The organism is Psychrobacter sp. 1Y1, assembly GCF_051847395.2.
Classification (GTDB): Bacteria; Pseudomonadota; Gammaproteobacteria; order Pseudomonadales; family Moraxellaceae; genus Psychrobacter.
Genome location: NZ_JBPYDF020000001.1, coordinates 45,887 through 64,526, shown reverse-complemented (window position 1 = coordinate 64,526; position 18,640 = coordinate 45,887). Strand labels below are relative to the sequence as shown.

The following is an 18,640-nucleotide window of genomic DNA, read 5'->3' as shown; positions in this document are numbered from 1 at the left end:
TGATAATAAGGATAATCAAATGATTGAGCCATTCGCCAACGACCATCAAAGCATGCAGATTGGTGATCTTGTCATTGAAAATCAAAAAGACAAGATTATTATATATGGTGATATTGATCTCACTTTTGACGAGTTGGGATACGAGCAAGCCCAACAGCTACATGAGCTGTCGGAGAAAATCGTACAAGCATTTGCAGATAAAAATCTATATAGTAAGAACGATGCTAAGTCAAAGGAAAATGATGACCAATTAGATAAAGATATCGACAATCCTTTCCTATAAGTCTTTGATATGGTTTTATTTTTATAGAAATAAGAAACTGTAAAAAAATTACTAGGCAAAACCTAAAAATTGCTTATAATGAGTTAAGACATCGCTTGTGTCGCTCGAATCTTTAACTAAAAGCTTATAAGTTGTAATGGTAACTATCATTTAAAAAGGTCGAAACCGTAAAGCTCGTAATGAAAGGTTCTAGCAAAGGATAAGCATAGGACAACAGAAACATAACGTTTCGAGTAATCATTGTATGAAGGGAGTCAATCTATGAAATTATTTACAAAGACCACTTTAGCAGTTGCTGGTATTGGTATTGCTAGCATGGCATTCGCCGCTGACCCATTAGCCAACACTACTTGGCAGACATATGATGAAGGCAAGCCAAAAGGTACGGTAAAAATCACTGAGTCAAATGGTGTGTTGACCGGTACTCTTATTGCTACTAACTCAGCTAAAGGCAAAAAGCACGTTGGTACGACCATTATTAAAGGTCTACAAGCTGATGGTGGTGGTAAATATAGTGGTGGTACGATTACTGACCCTGAAAAAGGCAAAGACTATCGTATGACTGCAAGCTTAAGCGGCAACACGTTGAAGCTAAAAGGCTATATTGGCCCATTCTCTCGTAGTCAAGAGTGGAAAAAGAAATAAACTAAAGAGTTAGTTTTAGCGTAATACATAAAAATCCCGCGTTACCGAAAGGTCTCGCGGGATTTTTTACGTTTTAGATTCAAGCTTATATTTTATATATTCAATAGGGGAGATCTTTAAACACTAAAATTATAAACGCTGATACTACAGTAGGTAGTATCAGCGCATTTAAAAGCAGTCTTTAGCTTACTTGAAAGGCGCTTATCTTATAAATTCTGGATAAGCTTCCATACCACATTCTGCAATATCAGCACCTTCGTACTCGTCTTCTTCAGAGATACGTAGACCGATAACCAGCTTGATGATAGACCACACCACTAGGCTGGCAATGAATACCCAAGCAAAGATGGTTGCAGCACCCACAATCTGACCGATAAAGGTAGATGCTGGGTTAGTGATAGGTACAATTAGCAGACCAAATAGACCGACCACACCGTGAACTGAGATTGCACCCACTGGATCATCAATCTTGATTTTGTCTAAGGCTAAGATTGATAACACTACAATGATACCGGCGATAACACCAAAGATAGTGGCTTGTAATGCAGAAGGGGTTGAAGGCTCAGCAGTAATGGCTACTAGACCAGCTAGTGCACCGTTTAGGAGCATGGTTAGATCCGCTTTACCAAAGATGATGCGGGCTAAGATTAAGGCACCGACAGCACCACCAGCAGCAGCAGCATTAGTGTTCAAAAATACCATTGCAACAGCATTAGCACTAGCGATGTCGCCTAATTTAAGCACTGAACCACCGTTGAAACCGAACCAACCCATCCACAAGATTAGTGTACCGAGTGCTGCCAACGGTAGGTTAGCACCAGGAATAGCGCGTATCTCTCCATTAGGGCCATATTTACCTTTACGTGAGCCTAAGAGCAATACACCTGCTAGAGCTGCTGCTGCACCTGCCATATGCACGATGCCAGAGCCTGCAAAGTCGGAGAAGCCCATGTCGCCTAGGTTGAATAGGCCAAAGACATCGTTGCCGCCCCATGTCCAGCTACCTTCTAGTGGGTAGATAACACCAGTCATGACCACAGCGAATAACAAGAATGACCACAGTTTCATGCGCTCAGCAACGGCACCTGATACGATTGACATACAGGTCGCTACAAAGACCACTTGGAAGAAAAAGTCTGATGCGGCAGAGTAGACAGAGTCGCCACCGAAGCCGTTTTCAGCAGAGGCTGCTAAGGCGTCTTCTACTAACGTATCACCGCCTGCAATTCCGCTTAAGAATAGATCGCCACCATACATAATCGCATAGCCGCATACCATATACATGATACTAGCCGTTGCAAATAGTGCGACGTTTTTGGTTAAGATTTCGACTGTATTTTTTGATCGGACCAGTCCGGCCTCTAACATAGTGAAGCCTGCTGCCATCCACATGACCAACGCACCACATATCAAAAAGTAAAACGTATCGAGCGCATATTGGAGCTCAAAGATTTGACTTTCCATTTAAATTCCCCCTTGAATTTATAATATAGATATCGGCATTACCGATAGATAAAATGCTGTAAGAGTCTGTACCTATAAGTTTATGCCCGTAGGTAGGTCTTCAAATTTAGATAGCGTCAGGTCCCGTTTCACCCGTACGGATGCGGATAACTTGCTCAAGTGCAGTGACGAAAATCTTGCCATCACCAATCTTACCAGTGCTAGCGATACGAGTGATTGCCTCGATAGCAGGCTCAACCATCTCGTCGATCACAGCGACTTCGACTTTTACTTTAGGTAAAAAGTCCACCACGTATTCTGCGCCGCGATAGAGCTCTGTATGACCTTTTTGACGACCGAAACCTTTGACTTCAGTGACAGTGACACCTTTAACACCGATGTCGGAAAGCGCTTCACGCACGTCGTCGAGCTTAAACGGTTTTAAGATCGCAGTGATTAGCTTCATAAAAAATTCCTTATTTGTGTGATGCCGCAGATTGATAGAAGTACTATGGTGCATCATCATATCTCTGCCTTGCTTACTGTAAGTTATTCAAGAACTGTGCCAACCTACTCAAGGGGGGAGGTAGAATTGGCGTTGTTCATTAAAAAGTAATAACAGTAGTAACATAGAGTATGGGCTACGATGCAACGATTAGAGCCATCGCTACAAGCATAATAAAGGTGAATCAATCTTTAGCATTTGGTTAACGAAAACTTTATTATAACCAACTTTTTGAGTGCTTGGGGAGGCTATCCCTTTATTTCATGTGACGATTTGCTAACTTGAGTTTGGTCGTTCGCTTGGCCTTTTCATGCAAGCGTATCAAAGGTGAATGGCGGGAAGGTAGAGAGAGAATAGAGGTAAGCGGCAGAGCCTAACATAGTAGTCAGACCCCTGGGCTTAGATAGATAAAGGGTTTGGGCGTGTTTATATATACGTCGTTAGGCTTTAGGAAATAGTAGATAAGGAGTTTTTGTGCTGACCAATAGCTTTTTTGTATCGCTACCTTGTAGTAATTCGCGTAAACGAGATTGGCCAAAAGCCCCAGTCATAAGTAAACCGATATCATGTTGGTTTTGATAGTAGTTCAAAGCTGCCGCGACATCACGGCAATCTAGCAATGTCTTTTTGGATTTGATACCCGCCTGTTTGAGCTTGGCGTAGGCTTCACGCAACGCATCACAGTTATCAGAAGTTTCCTTGCCAACCATCACGATATGAACCGTTAGTGCACGCACCAGTGGCGTTTTACACAGCCAATTTAGTAGTTTATGGCACGTTGGACTGTTATCAAACGCAAATAAAGCAGTAGTAGGGGGCAAAAATGGTGCATGTGTCACCAAAATGGGGCAGTGACTGACTCGAATGAGTTGACTTAGTGTTGATTTGCAGGTGACATGATGACCTATAACGATCATTTGTGCTTTGTCATCGACGTAATCAATGCTTTGGTTGAGGTTCTCATGACGATGCAGTGTGTATGTCTTTAGCTTATGGCGTTGCTGCTCACAATATGAGGTTGCTTGAGATAATAGCAGTCGCCCCTGCGCTTTTAGTTCACAGTTGCTCAGATGCTCTTTAGATGTGAACTGTTCGAGCAAAGCGTTTTCGTCATCAATATTGAGGCAACCAGAATAATTAATAGCGGCTTTTTGCTGCAAGCTTGGCATCGAGTGCAATAAGCCAACAGGCGCGCGCAGGCGAATAGAAGCCCACATACTGGCCTCTAGTACCGCTTGAACATGATCAGGACAGTCCAAGCAAGCAATCACACTATCTGGTTTTAAATTACTCATAAAACGACCACATCATTTTAATAATAAAAATCTGCTATCTTAGTTTAGGGTTGGCGTATGCAAAATACATCCAACCCTTTTACCAATATAACTGTCTATTAATATCCGATACATCAGCCATGGACTAATAATACAGCCATATGGCAACCGCGTAGATTCGCTTAGCAGTGTCGCTTAGTCTAACAAGCCAATGTCTCGGCGGTCATGAACAGAGAAGCGATCAATCAGTGTTCGACTCGCATTGTTGAGTCCTACCACTTTGACATCAATGCCTTCACGTTGCAAGCGCATCACTAGCTTGTCTAAGGTATCAACAGCGCTGACATCCCAAAAATGTGCTTGGCTCACATCAATCTGAATACTATCTACAGCCTCTTTGGTATCGAAACTATGCAAGAACTGGGTGGTCGAGGCAAAGAATACCTGCCCTTGAACATAATAGTAGCGGGTATTGCTGCTGTCATCATATTCACTAAAGATGGTTAGGAATTGACCAATCTTATTAGCAAATGCCAAGGCAGATAGTAAGACACCTACGCCGACACCGTAAGCCAAGTTGTGAGTAAAGACGGTAGTCAATACAGTCGCCAGCATTACGATATTAAACGACATTGGATGCGTCTTAAACTCGCGAATAGACTGCCAGTTAAATGTACCAATCGATACCATAATCATGACTGCAACCAAGGCTGCCATTGGAATTTGACTGACCCATTTGCTCAAGAACACGACCATAATAAGAAGCACGACACCGGCCATCAAAGTAGATAGACGCGTACGACCACCCGATTTGACGTTGATCATTGATTGGCCAATCATCGCACAGCCTGCCATACCACCAAAGAAACCTGACACGACGTTAGCCATACCTTGACCACGACACTCTTTGTTTTTATCACTTGGTGTATCGGTCAATTCATCGACGATCGTTGCTGTCATCATAGACTCTAAAAGACCGACGATGGCAAGCGCGATAGAGTATGGTGCAATAATCAACAAGGTATTTAGGTTTAATGGAATGTCAGGCAACAAAAATACTGGCAATGAATCTGGCAAATCACCCATGCTGCCAACGTTGCGAATATCAAGGTTCATATACATTGCAACAGCGGTCAAACCTATAATACAAATAAGCGGCGAAGGAACGATGCGACCGATTTTAGGAATAAGTGGAAACAGATAAATAATCGCCAAACCAGCTGCCGTCATGATATAAACGGTCATGCCAACACGCTCAGTCATTGGGTTCAGTTCTGGTAATTGCGCAGCAAAAATCAATATTGCTAGGGCGTTGACGAAACCGATAACCACTGAGCGGGAGACAAAGCGCATCAGATTACCAAGCTTTAAAATGCCCATCACGACCTGAATGGCACCACAAAGCAAAGTTGCGGCAAGCAAATATTGCAGACCATGGTCAGCAACCAAGTCGACCATGACCAGTGCCATCGCGCCAGTCGCTGCCGAAATCATACCTGGACGACCACCCACAAAACTGATCACTACCGCAATACAAAATGAGGCATATAAGCCAACCTTTGGATCAACACCAGCGATAATAGAAAAGGCAATGGCTTCTGGAATAAGGGCTAGGGCTACAACCAAACCCGATAAAACGTCACCGCGAACATTGGAAAACCACTCGTCACGCAAGTTATCAATAAAAGATGTCATAAGTAAACTACATAGGGTTAGAGGCAAAAAAAGTAATCATTACTCATTTATAAAATGATCGCGTCGCTAATAATAGCTATTCATTTTTCTTTTACTTCAACATGCACTAGGTCATGTTGCTGTGTTGGATTGTGAGAAATTAATAACCAAAATATCTAACTAATAACCAAAGTATCTAACTAATAACCAAGATATCTACTGATTTTTTTGGTATCAAAAATACGCTCATCAATAATCAATACGATGATAAGGGCAGTAAATTACCTAAAAATATTTTTTAAAAGATTGCTTAAAATAGGCGACTAGATAGATGTACCTACAATAATATATAGAGTCAGCAATCACTTGCTGTAGTAGAAGGTGATATATCACTCGTCAAACTATCAAAATTGTCTGATACACCCTTATCACAACGAGAATCGTTAATGAATAGGCGTGACAATAGCGCGATAAATGTGACAACATGCTAAACTAAAATGCTTGAGCAATGTGCTCAGCAAAATACTGATAAATATTAATCAAGCTGACTATTATAGCATTAGCCACTTAATATAAAAACAGGCGAATAATAGCATAAACTCATAAAAAATCAGTACCGAAATCTGAACGATGGCGTTAAGATGCTGCACATCTTAGCGGCGTTGATTAGAGTCGCTATACAGCAGACTTATTTGATGCAATTTTTCTCGTTTAATAGAAGGAATAGATATGACCACTAACATAGCAACAGAAGCCTTACTTCATAAGGGTAGTGGTCTACAAGTCGTGGTGGGTTTGGGGCAGTCTGGATTGTCAGTCGCGCATTATCTGGCCAAGCAAGGCTATCAAGTCGCAGTCACTGATGCTCAAGTTACCCCTAAATTGGCCGATCAGTTGCCAGCCGAGATTGAGATTCGTCAGTTTGGTGAGATAGATGCCGATTTATTACAGCAAGCGGCACGTATTATTATTAGCCCAGGTATTTCTCTTGAGACTGCCGCTGTGGCTGCTGCTCGCCAAGCCAATATTCCTGTAGTTAGCGATATTCAACTGTTCTGTGAAGCGTGTACCGCACCCATCGTAGCGATTACAGGTTCTAACGCCAAAAGTACGGTCACTACGCTAGTTGGTCAAATGGCAGTGGATGCTGGCGTTAACGTGGGCGTCGGTGGCAATATCGGTGTGCCAGCTTTAACATTGCTAGATAATTCTGATATGGAACTTGCGGTACTTGAGCTGTCTAGTTTCCAATTAGAAACCGTCACCAATTTGGGCGCAAAAGTAGCGACTGTGCTTAATATGTCGCCTGATCACTTAGATCGTCATGGAGACATGCTTGGCTATCATCAAGCCAAACACCGTATCTTCCAAGGTGCCAAGTCGGTGATGATTAACCGCGAAGATGCACTCACTCGTCCATTGGTCGCAGACAACCTACCGAGAATTAGTACGGGTATTCATGCCCCTGATAAAGGTCAGTATGGTCTGATTACCGACACAGAAGGCCAAACTTATCTTGCTCGTGGTACAGAACGATTACTGTCGGCAGACAAACTGTTGATTAAAGGTCGTCATAATCTACTGAATGCGCAAGCGGCTCTAGCACTTGGTGAACTGGCAGGATTACCGCTAGAGAGTATGCTGACCACTTTGCAGCAGTTCACAGGTCTTGAACATCGCTGCCAATATGTAGCTAACGCTGCTGGTATTGATTATTTCAATGATTCTAAAGGCACCAATATTGGTTCGACCATGGCCGCTATCGAAGGCTTGGGCGCAGTCTATGCGCCAAAAGACGGTAAGCTATTATTGATCTTAGGCGGGCAAGGCAAAGGGCAACAGTTTGGTGAATTAACGCCTTTTATCAATCAATATGTGAGCCAAGTCTTGTTCATTGGTGAGGATGGTCAGCATATTGAACAACACCTAAGAGCTGCGAAATTGAGTGATGATGTTGCACTACATCAGTGTCAGACATTAAAGAATGCCTTTGCGACCATCCAACAAGTCACTACCAGTAGCTTATCGCAAGTGCAGGCTGTATTGTTGTCACCTGCCTGTGCCAGCTTTGACCAATATAGTGGTTATGCAGCTCGCGGTGAACACTTTAGCCAACTGGTCAATCAATTAGATACCGCACAATCAGAAGCTTGATAGGTAGTCGAATATATTAAGCAGCTATATAGATTGGCATAGCATATGTCTCTTCTCTAGCAACAGCCAGTATTTTCTGGATAAATGATTGTTTTGCTTATAGATTGCTGCTACTGTCAACTATATAATCTTGATTGCTGAAATAGGTGCTAGCTAAGGCATTTGCCGATGGTTAAGGGCTTGCTATCATCTATCTAGTACGATTTATTTTATGATTTTTTAAACGGTGGCGTTTCATAGACGCCGTGTTTTTTCGTTTGTTAGTGTATATAAAATTATGGCGCTCTCTTCTTTTTTTCGTTCCTCGCCCCAAACCAAGCAAGCCTCTGGCTCAGATGGTGTTCTGTCTATGCCGTCAGCGCGCGCAATTTTATTATCAAGCGTCGGCTGTATGATGGTGCTTAGTCTGCTGATGGTGGCTTCTGCTTCTATCCCTTTTGCGCTTAGCCGTGGTATGACCGAGCTGTATTTTTTCAAAAACCAGTTGTTGTATATGACGATTGGTTTAATCGTTGCGGTCATTCCTTATTATGGCGTGTCTTTACGCACCCTATATAAGACTGAGACCCAGTTTGCTTTGTTGGGCATTACGGGGCTATTACTTGTTGCCACACTGTTTAGTACGCCAATTAATGGCTCCAAACGCTGGCTCACAGTAGGCGGCTTTAACTTTCAGGTAGCTGAGTTGGCCAAACTGGTAATGATTGTGTTTGTATCTGATTTTGTGGTGCGGAGATCTTTTGAAGTTCGTAATGGCTTAGATGGCTTCTTGCGAATTATGCTGGTAGTGGCGCTGATAACCATACTGCTATTGTCGCAGCCAGATTTTGGTTCTTTTGTCGTCATTATTGGTACGCTGTTCGCGATTTTTTATATTGCTGGAGCACCTTATAAGCACTTCTTAGCCTTGGGTGCTGCTGCTGTTGGCGGTGCAGTCTTGATGGTGACTACGGCAGAGTACCGACTGGTGCGTGTGATGTCGTTTATGGATCCATTTGACGATGTACAAGATACTGATTATCAGCTGGCACGTAGTTTGATCGCCTTTGGTCGTGGGCAATTCACGGGTGTCGGCTATGGCGAAAGTGTACAGAAACTGTCGCATTTGCCTGAGGCACATACGGATTTTTTATTAGCCATTACAGGTGAAGAGTTAGGGTTTGTCGGTGTCAGTATGGTACTGATACTTGAAGCGTTGATCATCGGTAGTGCGATGCGTATCAGTTACAATGCGCTAAAACGTCGTCAAATGCGTATGAGCTATACCGCTTTCGGAATCGGCGTGGTATTTATTGCCCAGACGATTATTAACGCTGCGATGAATATGGGTGCTATTCCAACCAAAGGTCTCACTATGCCGTTCTTTAGTTATGGTGGATCGTCTATGTTGATTAGCTTGGTTATGGTTGCGCTATTATTAAAGATATATAAAGAAAGCCCTGAAATCGAGAAAAGCCAATGCCGTTATTACTAATAGGCTTTGCATATCATGGGCTTGGCATAATGTAACTTCAGAGTTTCGGTAAATAGTGTGCAGTACTATTGCAATAAAAAGCGTCACTCATAGTGGCGCTTTTTATTGTCTATTTATAGCTTTTGAACTCTTATCAGTAGGACAAGTTTAACTGTTGCTTGCCTTGTAACGGGGAGTTATCCCATTGAGCAATGGCTTGTTTGAGCATGTTTTCTGGGGTATCAATATCGACCTTTGCTTGCTGCAGTAGCGATAGGGCTTCAGCAATAAGTTGGCTCGGGTCTGATGTGTCGATGGGTTGAGCAAGATTTTGCTTAGAGAGTTTTTGGCCATCGGCATTATTAATCAATGGCAGATGATACCATTGGTCAATAGTGGGTAGGCGGGCTGCTTGCATGATACCGATTTGCGCGGTCGTCATAGGTAGAATATCAAGGCCACGCATGATATGAGTAACCTGCTGTAGACCATCATCGAGGCTGGCCGCCAGTATATAGTTAATCATGCCATCCTGACGACGAGCGACCATATCGCCTAACGTCTGTTGCGGATTATCCCATTGTAGTCCCTGAATACCGTCATTGAAGCCAATCCGATAGTCTGGTAGCTGAATACGTAGCTTATGCTGCTGTCTATCAAGGTCAGCTGCCACACAGCGACGTGGATAGCGCTGCCGATTTGGCTGTACTTGGCCAATTGATGAAACTTGTTCGTCTAATAATGTCTGATCGGTCGCCGCGGTTAAGCTGGCACTACTATGGTTTTTATTTATCTCTTCTTGCGCCCAGTACTGTTCTAAGTCTTTACGAGAGCATTGGCAGCCATAGGTCAACGGCTCCAGATATGATGACAGATAATCGTTATAGATATCAATGCGCTCAGACTGATAAATAACATCACCATCCCAATGCAATCCAAGTGCCTCAAGATCCATCAAAATTTGCTCAGTGAACTGTCTATCACAGCGTTCAGTATCGGTATCTTCCATACGTAAAAGCCACTTACCACCGATTGATTTGATATGGCAAAAGCTGGCAAGCGCGGTGGTTAGAGAGCCAAGATGTAACTCACCCGTTGGTGAAGGAGCAAAGCGACCAATGGGCTGTGATGGTGGCGTTTGAGTCGGCATGGCTGTAGGCATTGTTTTCAAAATAAATGGCTGTCTATAAGAGGTAATAAAGATAGAATAATAAATATAAGTATCAAAAGATATTCATTAAATGAGATTGTTTTGTTAGTCATGTCATTATTCAAGCGATTGTGTTTTTCAGAGCAAAATTAGTAATGCAGCAAAATAGTGACAGTCTAAAATACAAAAAGCGACCTATTATAAGGTCGCTTATGCTTACATTTATATCTGTAATATCTGATCTAAGCGCCTTGGTTTTGACGTTCTTTGATTTCAGATAAGGTTTTGCAGTCGATACATTGAGTTGCGGTTGGACGTGCTTCAAGGCGACGTAATCCAATCTCTACACCACAAGTCTCACAAAATCCATAGTCATCATTTTCGATTTCTAACATAGATTTGTCGATTTTGCGGATAAGTTTGCGCTCACGGTCGCGAGTACGTAATGCCAATGCAAACTCTTCTTCTTGAGTGGCACGGTCATTGATGTCTGGCATGGCGCTTGACTCATCTTGGATGTAGTTTTTGGTACGATCCGCTTCGCCAATCAGTTGGTTTTTCCAATCCAATAAAATAGCCTTAAAGTGCTCCAACTGCGCATCAGACATATACTCTTCGTCTTTGGCCGGCACATAAGGAGTAAATTTAACTTCACTCGGATTCGTGGTCAGGGTGCTCATATGGGTATCCTACTTTTTCAAATTAATTCAATAAAACGACGTATCAAAAGACAAGACGTTATTAATGCTACAAACGCTACAATTTGTCCTTTTATCAAACGTTTCACCACTTGGTAATACAAGTAACACAGCTGATCAAATAATATCGTAGACTTTATATCCTGACAGTTATATACCGATTGTTAGATAAGTTGTTATATAAACTTCGGTTTGAATAATACTGTCTAAAGCATGCCGTAGGTCATTGATTGTGAAAACTGAGCTTGTGGTTAATGGGCCATCCTAGCTATCGTGCAGTGACTTCATATTAGATATTTGGCCACCCTTGCTTTATTTCATAAGTTGTATCATTGTTTGTAATAATAATGAAGTGATTTTTTATATTGAATGCATATTTTATTTGTTTATCATTGCATTTTTTATTAGGAATTATTGATGAAAGCTATAAGTATAAAGGGCTAAGAGTTATACTATTCCCAATAATTCTGGGCATCAAGTATCCAGTCTTTCAACCCAGCTTGCAACTGTTCCATTGTTGGCTAATTGCAACCAGCGATATCCTGGTAATGCATGCTCATCATAAGAGAAATCATCTTCATAGGGTTTGAACTGATAGCAGGTAGATGGCGTGCTATACACCGTGACGCCTTGGCGCAGTCGAACTTGCTCTTGGTGAGTATGTCCACTGATCACCACTTGTAGCTGTTCAAATGGCGCCATATGCTGCCAAAAACTCTCAGTGTTTTCTGCCATATGGGTATCAATCCAGTCAGAATCAACTGGAACAATATGATGGTGTAGGGCGATTAATGCGGGCTTATCACAGGTGCTGAGTCTCTCACATAACCAGTTGATATCAGTGGGCGTGATCTCGCCTGCGACCTTACCAGAAATGGATGAGTCTAATAACAACAGTTGCCAGTATTCAGTCTCAATGACATGACGACTTAACAAACGTGAGTCAGCAGGTTGAGCGACAAGCTCTCGCTGAAAAAATGGCAAGTCTTTACCATTTTCATCCGTTACATCATGATTACCAGCAATACAAGCAAAAGGAATCTGGGTCGCCTGTAATACAGTAAAGATATGATCGTAAATTGAGGACTTTACTCGATTGACCAAGTCACCAGTCACAATAATCAAATCACAGCGAATATCTTCACTAAGCGCCTGCTGAAGCACGGCTTCAAAACTACGCTGACAAGTTACGTCATCACTATAGGTGTTACTTTCATCAACAAAGACAGGCGTCGATAAATGCAAATCAGTAATCTGTAAAATATTTATCGTTTGGTCAGAGGTGCTTAACTTATTGGCAGGATAGTTTGGCATTGGTTCAGTCCCTTATCGGATCACAACAATAAGTATTGTTAGCGCGAGTATGGATAAATGAGCTACTATTTTTCACTGGGTATTTATAATTATTATCAATCTACTATAAAAGAGCACAGCGTTTGCCTTGAGCTTACTTTGACTCGAATCAATGATATTTATACTATCAACTAGTAATATCGAAGTTAGAGCCAACTTATAGTAATATTGAACTAAAGTATTCATTATATTAATAAAATAAAGTCGAACAAAAAGATAGCGAAAAACAGTCATGTTTTATTTATTATAACGTATTTACAGCGACGCTAACTAAAGTTTTATCTTTATTAACTTTGAAAAAATGAGTGCAGTAAAAAATAAAGCCGCTAATATCAAGACGATAGAAAGACCCGTTTGAATATCTAGCCAAATACTGCCCCACACACCAAGTGTCACACCCAGTTGAGCGATTATCAACGCTATAATCACCATTTGTTTTGGCGATGCCGACCATAGACGTGCGGTCAGTGCAGGTAGCACTAATAATCCGCTGATTAATAGACTGCCAACTGCCTGTAGAGCAATCGCACAAAACCCTGCCAGTACACCCATAAAAAACAGTCGTTGCCGTGTTGGGTTGATACCTTGAATACGTGCCAATGCTTCATGCGTTGCAAGCTTGATTTGCGCAGGCCAAATATAGATAAGCAGTCCCAAGCCAGCTAATACGCTACCAGCAAGCAAAGGCAAATCTGCCCAATCGAGATCTAGCAAATTGCCGAATAAAAACCCGAGCACATTGGCCTGTTGGTCAGTCAATTGGGTTAAGGCTAGCAGGCCTAGGCACAAGAGCGACACTGATACGACTGCCAATACAGCATCCACTGGCAGACGCTCATCATCAATCAAGACCAGTCCCAGCACGACCATGACACTGACTAATGCAATGCCGATACCCATTGGCAGTTGCCACCAAACAGCCAAAGCCACACCTAACAACGTGCCATGGGCTAAGGCATCAGCGAAAAACGCCATACGCCGCCACAATACCAAGCAACCTAACGGCGCTGATAATAACGCTAATATACTGCCAGCGATCCAAGCAGGCGCAATGATGGCTAACCAAGCAGTCATAATGAATGTCCGTAAAATTTTTTATAAAAGAGTAAAGCCGTATTATTTATATGTTTGATAGTTTTGGCTTTAATGAGCTGGATTTTGGCGATTTTGAGCCTTGATTATTAACGCTATAACTCGCTTGGTGCATGGTGTTCACAGGCATGGGGCTGATGCACGTATGGTTGTTCATAATGATGACCAAATAGCTTTTGAAATTCAGTACTAATAGCCAGCTCGCTCGGTTGTCCTTCACAGCAAATATGCTTATTCAAACAAATGACGCGGCGGCTGCCTTTCATGACCCAATGCAAATCGTGAGACACCACCAGCATGGCGCAACGTAAGAAATCAGGCAGCTCGTCAATAAACTGGTATAGCCAAACTTCAGTATCGGGATCGAGACCCTGCATCGGCTCGTCTAAAATAAGCAAGTTGGGTTTGTCTAGTAGCGCTCTGGCCAATAGTACGCGCTGCGTCTCACCACCTGATAAATGCAACATCTGCCGTGATAGTAGATGGGTTAATGATAAGTTATCAAAGATAAACTGCCGCTGCTCAGAGGTTAGGCGTTTTTTATCTGCTTGCGCCAACAAATCGCAAACGCGCAATGGCAATATCGGTGGCACAGCAAATCGCTGCGGTACGTAGCTAAGCTGTAGCGGCTGATGTGCTGTCATAGAGCCATCAGTTGATTCAATCAAACCTAAGATAAGTTTGACTAGCGTTGACTTACCAGCGCCATTGGGACCGATAAGGCTGACCGTTTCGTTAACAGCAATGTCAATATCTATGTGAGAGAGCAGGCGTTGAGGCCCAATATGGTAACTGATATTTTTTAAGCTCAATAATTTGTCAGCATTACTCACAGTACTGTCATTTGTAACAGCAGTATTTGACTGATTAGAAGGTAGGGTAGAGGTATTCATAATATGACAACGCATAGGTAAATAGACAATCGACGAATCATGCTTAAAACTTTTACACGAACCACAGTAGTTTTAATTTTACTGGCAAGCTTGGCAACGACCGCTAAGCTCAATGACACTACGCTCAACCACAAACCCCACATCTTGCTCGGCAAAGCTCATCATTTCCTGAACGGGCAGGCTGCTGCATTCTTGAACGCGTTGACACTGATCGCAGATTAAGAAGGCGGCTGTATGCTGGGCACGAGGATGACAGCAAGGAACATAAGCATTAATAGAGGTTAATTGATGAATCAACCCTTCACTTAGCAAAAATTCTAAACTGCGATAAACCGTTGGCGGCGCGACATTTTTCGGCGCACGTTTTTTAGTTGTCTTAGTGTCTATTGATAGTGTGGGTGAGCTCGTTGCTTTTTGAATATCGTTGCCATCAGGTATAGATAATCGCATTTGCTGCAACTGAGTGATTAGGTCATAAGCGCCAACGGGCTGATCCGCCTCTAATACCAATTGGTATATCTGCTGACGCAAAGGCGTAAAGCGCGCGCCATTTAGACGGCAATGTTCTTTAGCTGCTGCTAAGCGTTCATGAACATCATGCGGAGTCAGATCTTGCACATCATGCAAATGTTCGCAAATCGATGAAGTAATAGACATGGTACAAGCTCCTAAAAATAGCATGGTAATCGCATGACATTTTTTATGATAGCGTTTTTTATTGTTATAGTATAACATACTAAAATAAGAACTGAGTGAATTGTCTTATAGTAGTCTTGTATATCTACCCTTTTTACAGGAGTGGGGCAGGACACTATTACTTGTACGTTCGTTATCCAACAATGCTATCTAACAATAAAAGAGCTTACTATGAACGCTGTTTTTACTTACTCCGTACGTTCGCTTATCACATTACAGCGCTTGCTAATGACAGGACTGATAGTCATAGGGTCTTTCACACTGAATGCACAAGCTGCAACGGTCAGTGTTAGCAATTATCCGCTATTCTTGTTGAGTGAAGCAGTAACAGAAGGCGCGCCATCAGCCAATCGACTATTGCAAGCGGGGGAGGTGGGACATCATGGTAGTATCAGCCCTGGTGATATCAAAGCAATCAAAGACAGCAAGTTTGTGGTATGGTTCGGTGAGCCGCTAGAAAACAATGTAGCAGCAAGTCTAAAAACAGCCCCAAATGCCATTGCTTTATTTGAGTTTGATGCATTCAATCGTCATCCATTACGTGATGTAAAGGGCGACGCTATCGCGGGTACACTAGATCCACATATTTGGTTAGACCCTGAAAATGCCAAAGCCATTACCCGTGCATTGGCTGTGATTCATAGCCATGCCAATCCGCAATATAAAGACCTATATCAAGCCAACGCGAAAAAATTTGCACAGCAACTAGACAAAGAAGTTACTGCATTTGAGCAAAGCTCTATTCAAAGTGCCTCAAAAATACGACCTTATTGGGCTTATCATGATGCGTATCAATATATCGAAGACAGCTTACACTTAATGCTCGTCGGTAGCCTTAGCGTGGATCATCATCTATCACCTAAAGCAAGCCAACTCCGTTGGTTAAATGAGCAACGCCCAGCCAAGCAAATGTGTTTGGTTAGTCCAAGTGAGCCGGCAAAGGGCTTACTTGCGAAATTGCAACCAGTGAAGAGTACGGTACAACCTGAAGATATGAGTAGTAGCGATGACTTTATCAGCGGTTGGCAGAGTATGGCCGAGCAGATATATCAATGTATCTCGTAATGTATCTCTTAATGTAGCCAAAAACAGCAATTTGCTAGGATTGTTTGAGTTGGTTGTATAGCTTCGCTTTAAGCATTTATTACAGACTACGTAATATAATAATCTTAGCAAAATGCGTTAGGTGACTGATAAAAGTCATATTTTACTTGCTTAATAGTTACGCTCTACCTATAATAAGTAGCGTTTTATTTTGGCCGAAAGGTAATGCCTGTGGAGTAAGTCATTCACGGATAAAATTATCATAAGTATGATATATTGTCCCAATGCTGTAAGGGCTATAGGAATACCGATGACCAAGCCTGCCAAACGCACGCAAAAAGACAAGATTGGCATCTATATTAAACGACAAGCATGGATACTATTTATCCTTATTATCATTGCTTGGTTAGTAGATACTATTTGGCTACATAGTGAACTTACGATAGCAAAAAGCGCTGCAATTGGTGCGCTACTAAGTTTTATCACTCAAGCAGTATTTGCGTTTTTTATTTTTTGGTACACCGGATATCGCGCGCGCCAACACATCGTTAGCCAGCTATATCGGGGTCAAATGTCAAAATGGTTATTGACCGTGTTTGGTTTTGCACTAATTTTTATTACCGTACAACCCCTATCTGCGCTAGCGCTGTTTATCGGTTTTATGGTAATGCAAATTAGTCACAGTTGGATGTTGTGGCATATACGCTAGCGCTAATAAATGATCGCTAAACAGATGGTTTATTAATAGTACTGGCAAGTCACCCTGCCGTCCAGCTTCTCTATGACTAGTTCGAAAAGTCGAAGCACAACGCTGTCTTAGGATAGCACCAGTGATTATAAAGACCGCACTATGAGTCTCAATGTTAGACGTAGTATGCAGTGAGAGGGTAGGGGTTATTCAACTATCTGTATCGCTGATAATTAGAGTACTGTTATCTGATTATGGTTAGTGGTTATATTAGCAAGTGAAACTGGTGGCTAACTTATTCATACAGTGGATAAAAAAATCACAATTGACTTTACACGAATACAACGCTGCATTAATATAGGCGGCTAAATATTTTGCTTATAAGCGCTACATTAAGCGCCGATCGTAAAAAACGGTCAGTGGGCAAGCACATATATAATAATTTTGCGTATAAAAATGCAAGGGCTATTACTGAGTTATCATAAGCCCTTTTTTGATAGCTAAAATTTATCTCACGCTATCAAATACTGCATATTAGTAATAGAACTATGGGTTGGATGTTGTTGGTTACATGAGTGATTTAGTACGGTTTATTTATTTGCTTAATAGCAAGATAGATATAAATACTATACCTCATCAGATGACAACCATATTTTTGGTAGTTGATTAAATCGTTGATTAATAAGAAGCTTACATTATGGCATCCGAGCAAACATCATCAGAATATATCTCTCACCACTTAACGAATTGGACGTATGGCTATCTGCCGGGCGAAGGTTGGAAAGTTGCTCATACTGCTGAAGAAGCAGGGGCAATGGGCTTTAACGCTATCCATCTTGATTCTATGCTATGGTCGATTGGTCTAGGTATCTTATTTTGCGCCGTCTTTTGGATGGTTGCCAAAAAAGTCACTTCAGGCGTGCCCGGAAAAACTCAGGCAGCAGTTGAGATGATCGTTGAGTTTGTTGATAACAACGTTCGTGATTCATACAGTGGTACATCAAAACTGATTGCGCCGCTGGCGTTGACCATTTTTGTCTGGATCTTTTTGATGAACTTGATGGATTTAATACCTGTTGATTTCATTCCAGGTATTGCTGGGCAAATCGGTGCCGCTATGGGCCATGATCCACATCATGTTTTCTTTAAGATTGTTCCAACGACTGATCCTAACATCACGCTTGGCATGTCGTTCTCTGTCTTTGCACTGATTATCTTTTATAGCATTAAAGAAAAAGGTTTGGGCGGCTTTATCGGTGAGTTAACACTACATCCGTTTGGCGCCAAGAACCCAATCGTACAAGCGATTTTGATTCCCATCAACTTCATCCTAGAAGCAGTTACTCTAATAGCCAAACCTGTATCACTTGGTTTGCGTCTATTCGGCAACATGTATGCTGGGGAATTGATTTTCATACTGATTGCTCTAATGCCGTTTTGGATTCAATGGGCGTTATCGGTACCGTGGGCTATCTTCCACATCTTAGTTATTACACTTCAAGCGTTCGTATTCATGATGCTGACGATAGTTTACATGTCGCTTGCATCATCAACTGAACATTAATTAGACATTCAATAGGTAAATGAGGATACAT

17 protein-coding genes are annotated in these 18,640 nt (G+C 42.0%); 7 read left to right on the top strand and 10 right to left on the bottom strand.

Annotated features, from left to right (window positions below; genetic code table 11):
- Positions 1-19 precede the first annotated feature (19 nt).
- The gene (locus ACS8FA_RS14275; RefSeq protein ID WP_057762038.1) at positions 20-283 is read left to right on the top strand and encodes a hypothetical protein; all 264 of its coding nucleotides are present in this window, start codon (positions 20-22) and stop codon (positions 281-283) included.
- Positions 284-544: 261 nt separating this feature from the next.
- Positions 545-928, top strand: coding sequence for a DUF2147 domain-containing protein (locus tag ACS8FA_RS14270; protein ID WP_261869150.1), 384 nt, complete (start codon positions 545-547; stop codon positions 926-928).
- 201 nt (positions 929-1,129) lie between these two features.
- Here the strand turns inward: ACS8FA_RS14270 and amtB are convergent, their stop codons facing one another.
- The 4 genes from amtB to ACS8FA_RS14250 form a co-directional block, all read right to left on the bottom strand.
- Entirely contained in the window at positions 1,130-2,392 is a 1,263-nt protein-coding gene (gene amtB / locus ACS8FA_RS14265; protein ID WP_057762031.1) for an ammonium transporter AmtB, read from the bottom strand.
- 106 nt (positions 2,393-2,498) lie between these two features.
- Positions 2,499-2,837 carry a P-II family nitrogen regulator gene (locus ACS8FA_RS14260; RefSeq protein WP_010197981.1) on the bottom strand — a complete coding sequence of 113 codons (339 nt, stop codon included), beginning with the start codon at positions 2,835-2,837 and terminating at the stop codon, positions 2,499-2,501.
- 479 nt (positions 2,838-3,316) lie between these two features.
- The gene (locus tag ACS8FA_RS14255) at positions 3,317-4,171 is read right to left on the bottom strand and encodes a universal stress protein (protein ID WP_057762029.1); all 855 of its coding nucleotides are present in this window, start codon (positions 4,169-4,171) and stop codon (positions 3,317-3,319) included.
- Positions 4,172-4,345: 174 nt separating this feature from the next.
- Entirely contained in the window at positions 4,346-5,845 is a 1,500-nt protein-coding gene (locus ACS8FA_RS14250; RefSeq protein WP_439264414.1) for a SulP family inorganic anion transporter, read from the bottom strand.
- Positions 5,846-6,553: 708 nt separating this feature from the next.
- Here ACS8FA_RS14250 and murD point away from each other — a divergent pair.
- Together murD and ACS8FA_RS14240 are read left to right on the top strand one after the other, a co-directional pair.
- Positions 6,554-7,978, top strand: coding sequence for a UDP-N-acetylmuramoyl-L-alanine--D-glutamate ligase (gene murD, locus ACS8FA_RS14245; protein WP_439264416.1), 1,425 nt, complete (start codon positions 6,554-6,556; stop codon positions 7,976-7,978).
- A 277-nt stretch (positions 7,979-8,255) separates the two neighbouring features.
- A complete protein-coding gene (locus ACS8FA_RS14240; protein ID WP_180958148.1) occupies positions 8,256-9,452 on the top strand; it encodes an FtsW/RodA/SpoVE family cell cycle protein in 1,197 nt (398 codons plus the stop codon).
- Positions 9,453-9,585: 133 nt separating this feature from the next.
- On the opposite strand, the gene gluQRS is transcribed toward ACS8FA_RS14240, so the two are convergent.
- The 6 genes from gluQRS to ACS8FA_RS14210 form a co-directional block, all read right to left on the bottom strand.
- Positions 9,586-10,581, bottom strand: a complete 996-nt coding sequence (gene gluQRS / locus ACS8FA_RS14235; protein ID WP_439264418.1) for a tRNA glutamyl-Q(34) synthetase GluQRS — start codon at positions 10,579-10,581, stop codon at positions 9,586-9,588.
- A gap of 242 nt (positions 10,582-10,823) precedes the next feature.
- Positions 10,824-11,261 carry an RNA polymerase-binding protein DksA gene (gene dksA / locus ACS8FA_RS14230; RefSeq protein WP_057762021.1) on the bottom strand — a complete coding sequence of 146 codons (438 nt, stop codon included), beginning with the start codon at positions 11,259-11,261 and terminating at the stop codon, positions 10,824-10,826.
- Between the two features lie 492 nt (positions 11,262-11,753).
- On the bottom strand, positions 11,754-12,593 hold the full coding sequence (locus ACS8FA_RS14225) for a metallophosphoesterase (RefSeq protein WP_379543352.1): 840 nt from the start codon (positions 12,591-12,593) through the stop codon (positions 11,754-11,756).
- 309 nt (positions 12,594-12,902) lie between these two features.
- Positions 12,903-13,706, bottom strand: coding sequence for a metal ABC transporter permease (locus tag ACS8FA_RS14220; protein ID WP_101205961.1), 804 nt, complete (start codon positions 13,704-13,706; stop codon positions 12,903-12,905).
- A gap of 113 nt (positions 13,707-13,819) precedes the next feature.
- On the bottom strand, positions 13,820-14,617 hold the full coding sequence (locus ACS8FA_RS14215) for a metal ABC transporter ATP-binding protein (protein ID WP_439264419.1): 798 nt from the start codon (positions 14,615-14,617) through the stop codon (positions 13,820-13,822).
- A 78-nt stretch (positions 14,618-14,695) separates the two neighbouring features.
- Entirely contained in the window at positions 14,696-15,274 is a 579-nt protein-coding gene (locus tag ACS8FA_RS14210; protein WP_160022083.1) for a Fur family transcriptional regulator, read from the bottom strand.
- A gap of 210 nt (positions 15,275-15,484) precedes the next feature.
- Here ACS8FA_RS14210 and ACS8FA_RS14205 point away from each other — a divergent pair, with 210 nt between their 5' ends.
- The 3 genes from ACS8FA_RS14205 to atpB all read left to right on the top strand — a co-directional run bounded on the left by ACS8FA_RS14205 (position 15,485) and on the right by atpB (position 18,609).
- Positions 15,485-16,378 carry a metal ABC transporter solute-binding protein, Zn/Mn family gene (locus ACS8FA_RS14205; protein WP_439264422.1) on the top strand — a complete coding sequence of 298 codons (894 nt, stop codon included), beginning with the start codon at positions 15,485-15,487 and terminating at the stop codon, positions 16,376-16,378.
- A 289-nt stretch (positions 16,379-16,667) separates the two neighbouring features.
- A complete protein-coding gene (locus tag ACS8FA_RS14200) occupies positions 16,668-17,066 on the top strand; it encodes an ATP synthase subunit I (protein WP_439264424.1) in 399 nt (132 codons plus the stop codon).
- A 676-nt stretch (positions 17,067-17,742) separates the two neighbouring features.
- On the top strand, positions 17,743-18,609 hold the full coding sequence (atpB, locus tag ACS8FA_RS14195) for a F0F1 ATP synthase subunit A (protein ID WP_101205957.1): 867 nt from the start codon (positions 17,743-17,745) through the stop codon (positions 18,607-18,609).
- The last annotated feature ends 31 nt before the right edge of the window (positions 18,610-18,640 follow it).

Bases quoted from the DNA above. Each gene is read 5' to 3' on its own strand.
- ACS8FA_RS14275 (WP_057762038.1), top strand. From the start codon at position 20: ATGATTGAGCCATTCGCCAACGACCATCAAAGCATGCAGATTGGTGAT.
- ACS8FA_RS14270 (WP_261869150.1), top strand. From the start codon at position 545: ATGAAATTATTTACAAAGACCACTTTAGCAGTTGCTGGTATTGGTATT.
- amtB (WP_057762031.1), bottom strand. From the start codon at position 2,392: ATGGAAAGTCAAATCTTTGAGCTCCAATATGCGCTCGATACGTTTTAC.
- ACS8FA_RS14260 (WP_010197981.1), bottom strand. From the start codon at position 2,837: ATGAAGCTAATCACTGCGATCTTAAAACCGTTTAAGCTCGACGACGTG.
- ACS8FA_RS14255 (WP_057762029.1), bottom strand. From the start codon at position 4,171: ATGAGTAATTTAAAACCAGATAGTGTGATTGCTTGCTTGGACTGTCCT.
- ACS8FA_RS14250 (WP_439264414.1), bottom strand. From the start codon at position 5,845: ATGACATCTTTTATTGATAACTTGCGTGACGAGTGGTTTTCCAATGTT.
- murD (WP_439264416.1), top strand. From the start codon at position 6,554: ATGACCACTAACATAGCAACAGAAGCCTTACTTCATAAGGGTAGTGGT.
- ACS8FA_RS14240 (WP_180958148.1), top strand. From the start codon at position 8,256: ATGGCGCTCTCTTCTTTTTTTCGTTCCTCGCCCCAAACCAAGCAAGCC.
- gluQRS (WP_439264418.1), bottom strand. From the start codon at position 10,581: ATGCCGACTCAAACGCCACCATCACAGCCCATTGGTCGCTTTGCTCCT.
- dksA (WP_057762021.1), bottom strand. From the start codon at position 11,261: ATGAGCACCCTGACCACGAATCCGAGTGAAGTTAAATTTACTCCTTAT.
- ACS8FA_RS14225 (WP_379543352.1), bottom strand. From the start codon at position 12,593: ATGCCAAACTATCCTGCCAATAAGTTAAGCACCTCTGACCAAACGATA.
- ACS8FA_RS14220 (WP_101205961.1), bottom strand. From the start codon at position 13,706: ATGACTGCTTGGTTAGCCATCATTGCGCCTGCTTGGATCGCTGGCAGT.
- ACS8FA_RS14215 (WP_439264419.1), bottom strand. From the start codon at position 14,617: ATGAATACCTCTACCCTACCTTCTAATCAGTCAAATACTGCTGTTACA.
- ACS8FA_RS14210 (WP_160022083.1), bottom strand. From the start codon at position 15,274: ATGTCTATTACTTCATCGATTTGCGAACATTTGCATGATGTGCAAGAT.
- ACS8FA_RS14205 (WP_439264422.1), top strand. From the start codon at position 15,485: ATGAACGCTGTTTTTACTTACTCCGTACGTTCGCTTATCACATTACAG.
- ACS8FA_RS14200 (WP_439264424.1), top strand. From the start codon at position 16,668: ATGACCAAGCCTGCCAAACGCACGCAAAAAGACAAGATTGGCATCTAT.
- atpB (WP_101205957.1), top strand. From the start codon at position 17,743: ATGGCATCCGAGCAAACATCATCAGAATATATCTCTCACCACTTAACG.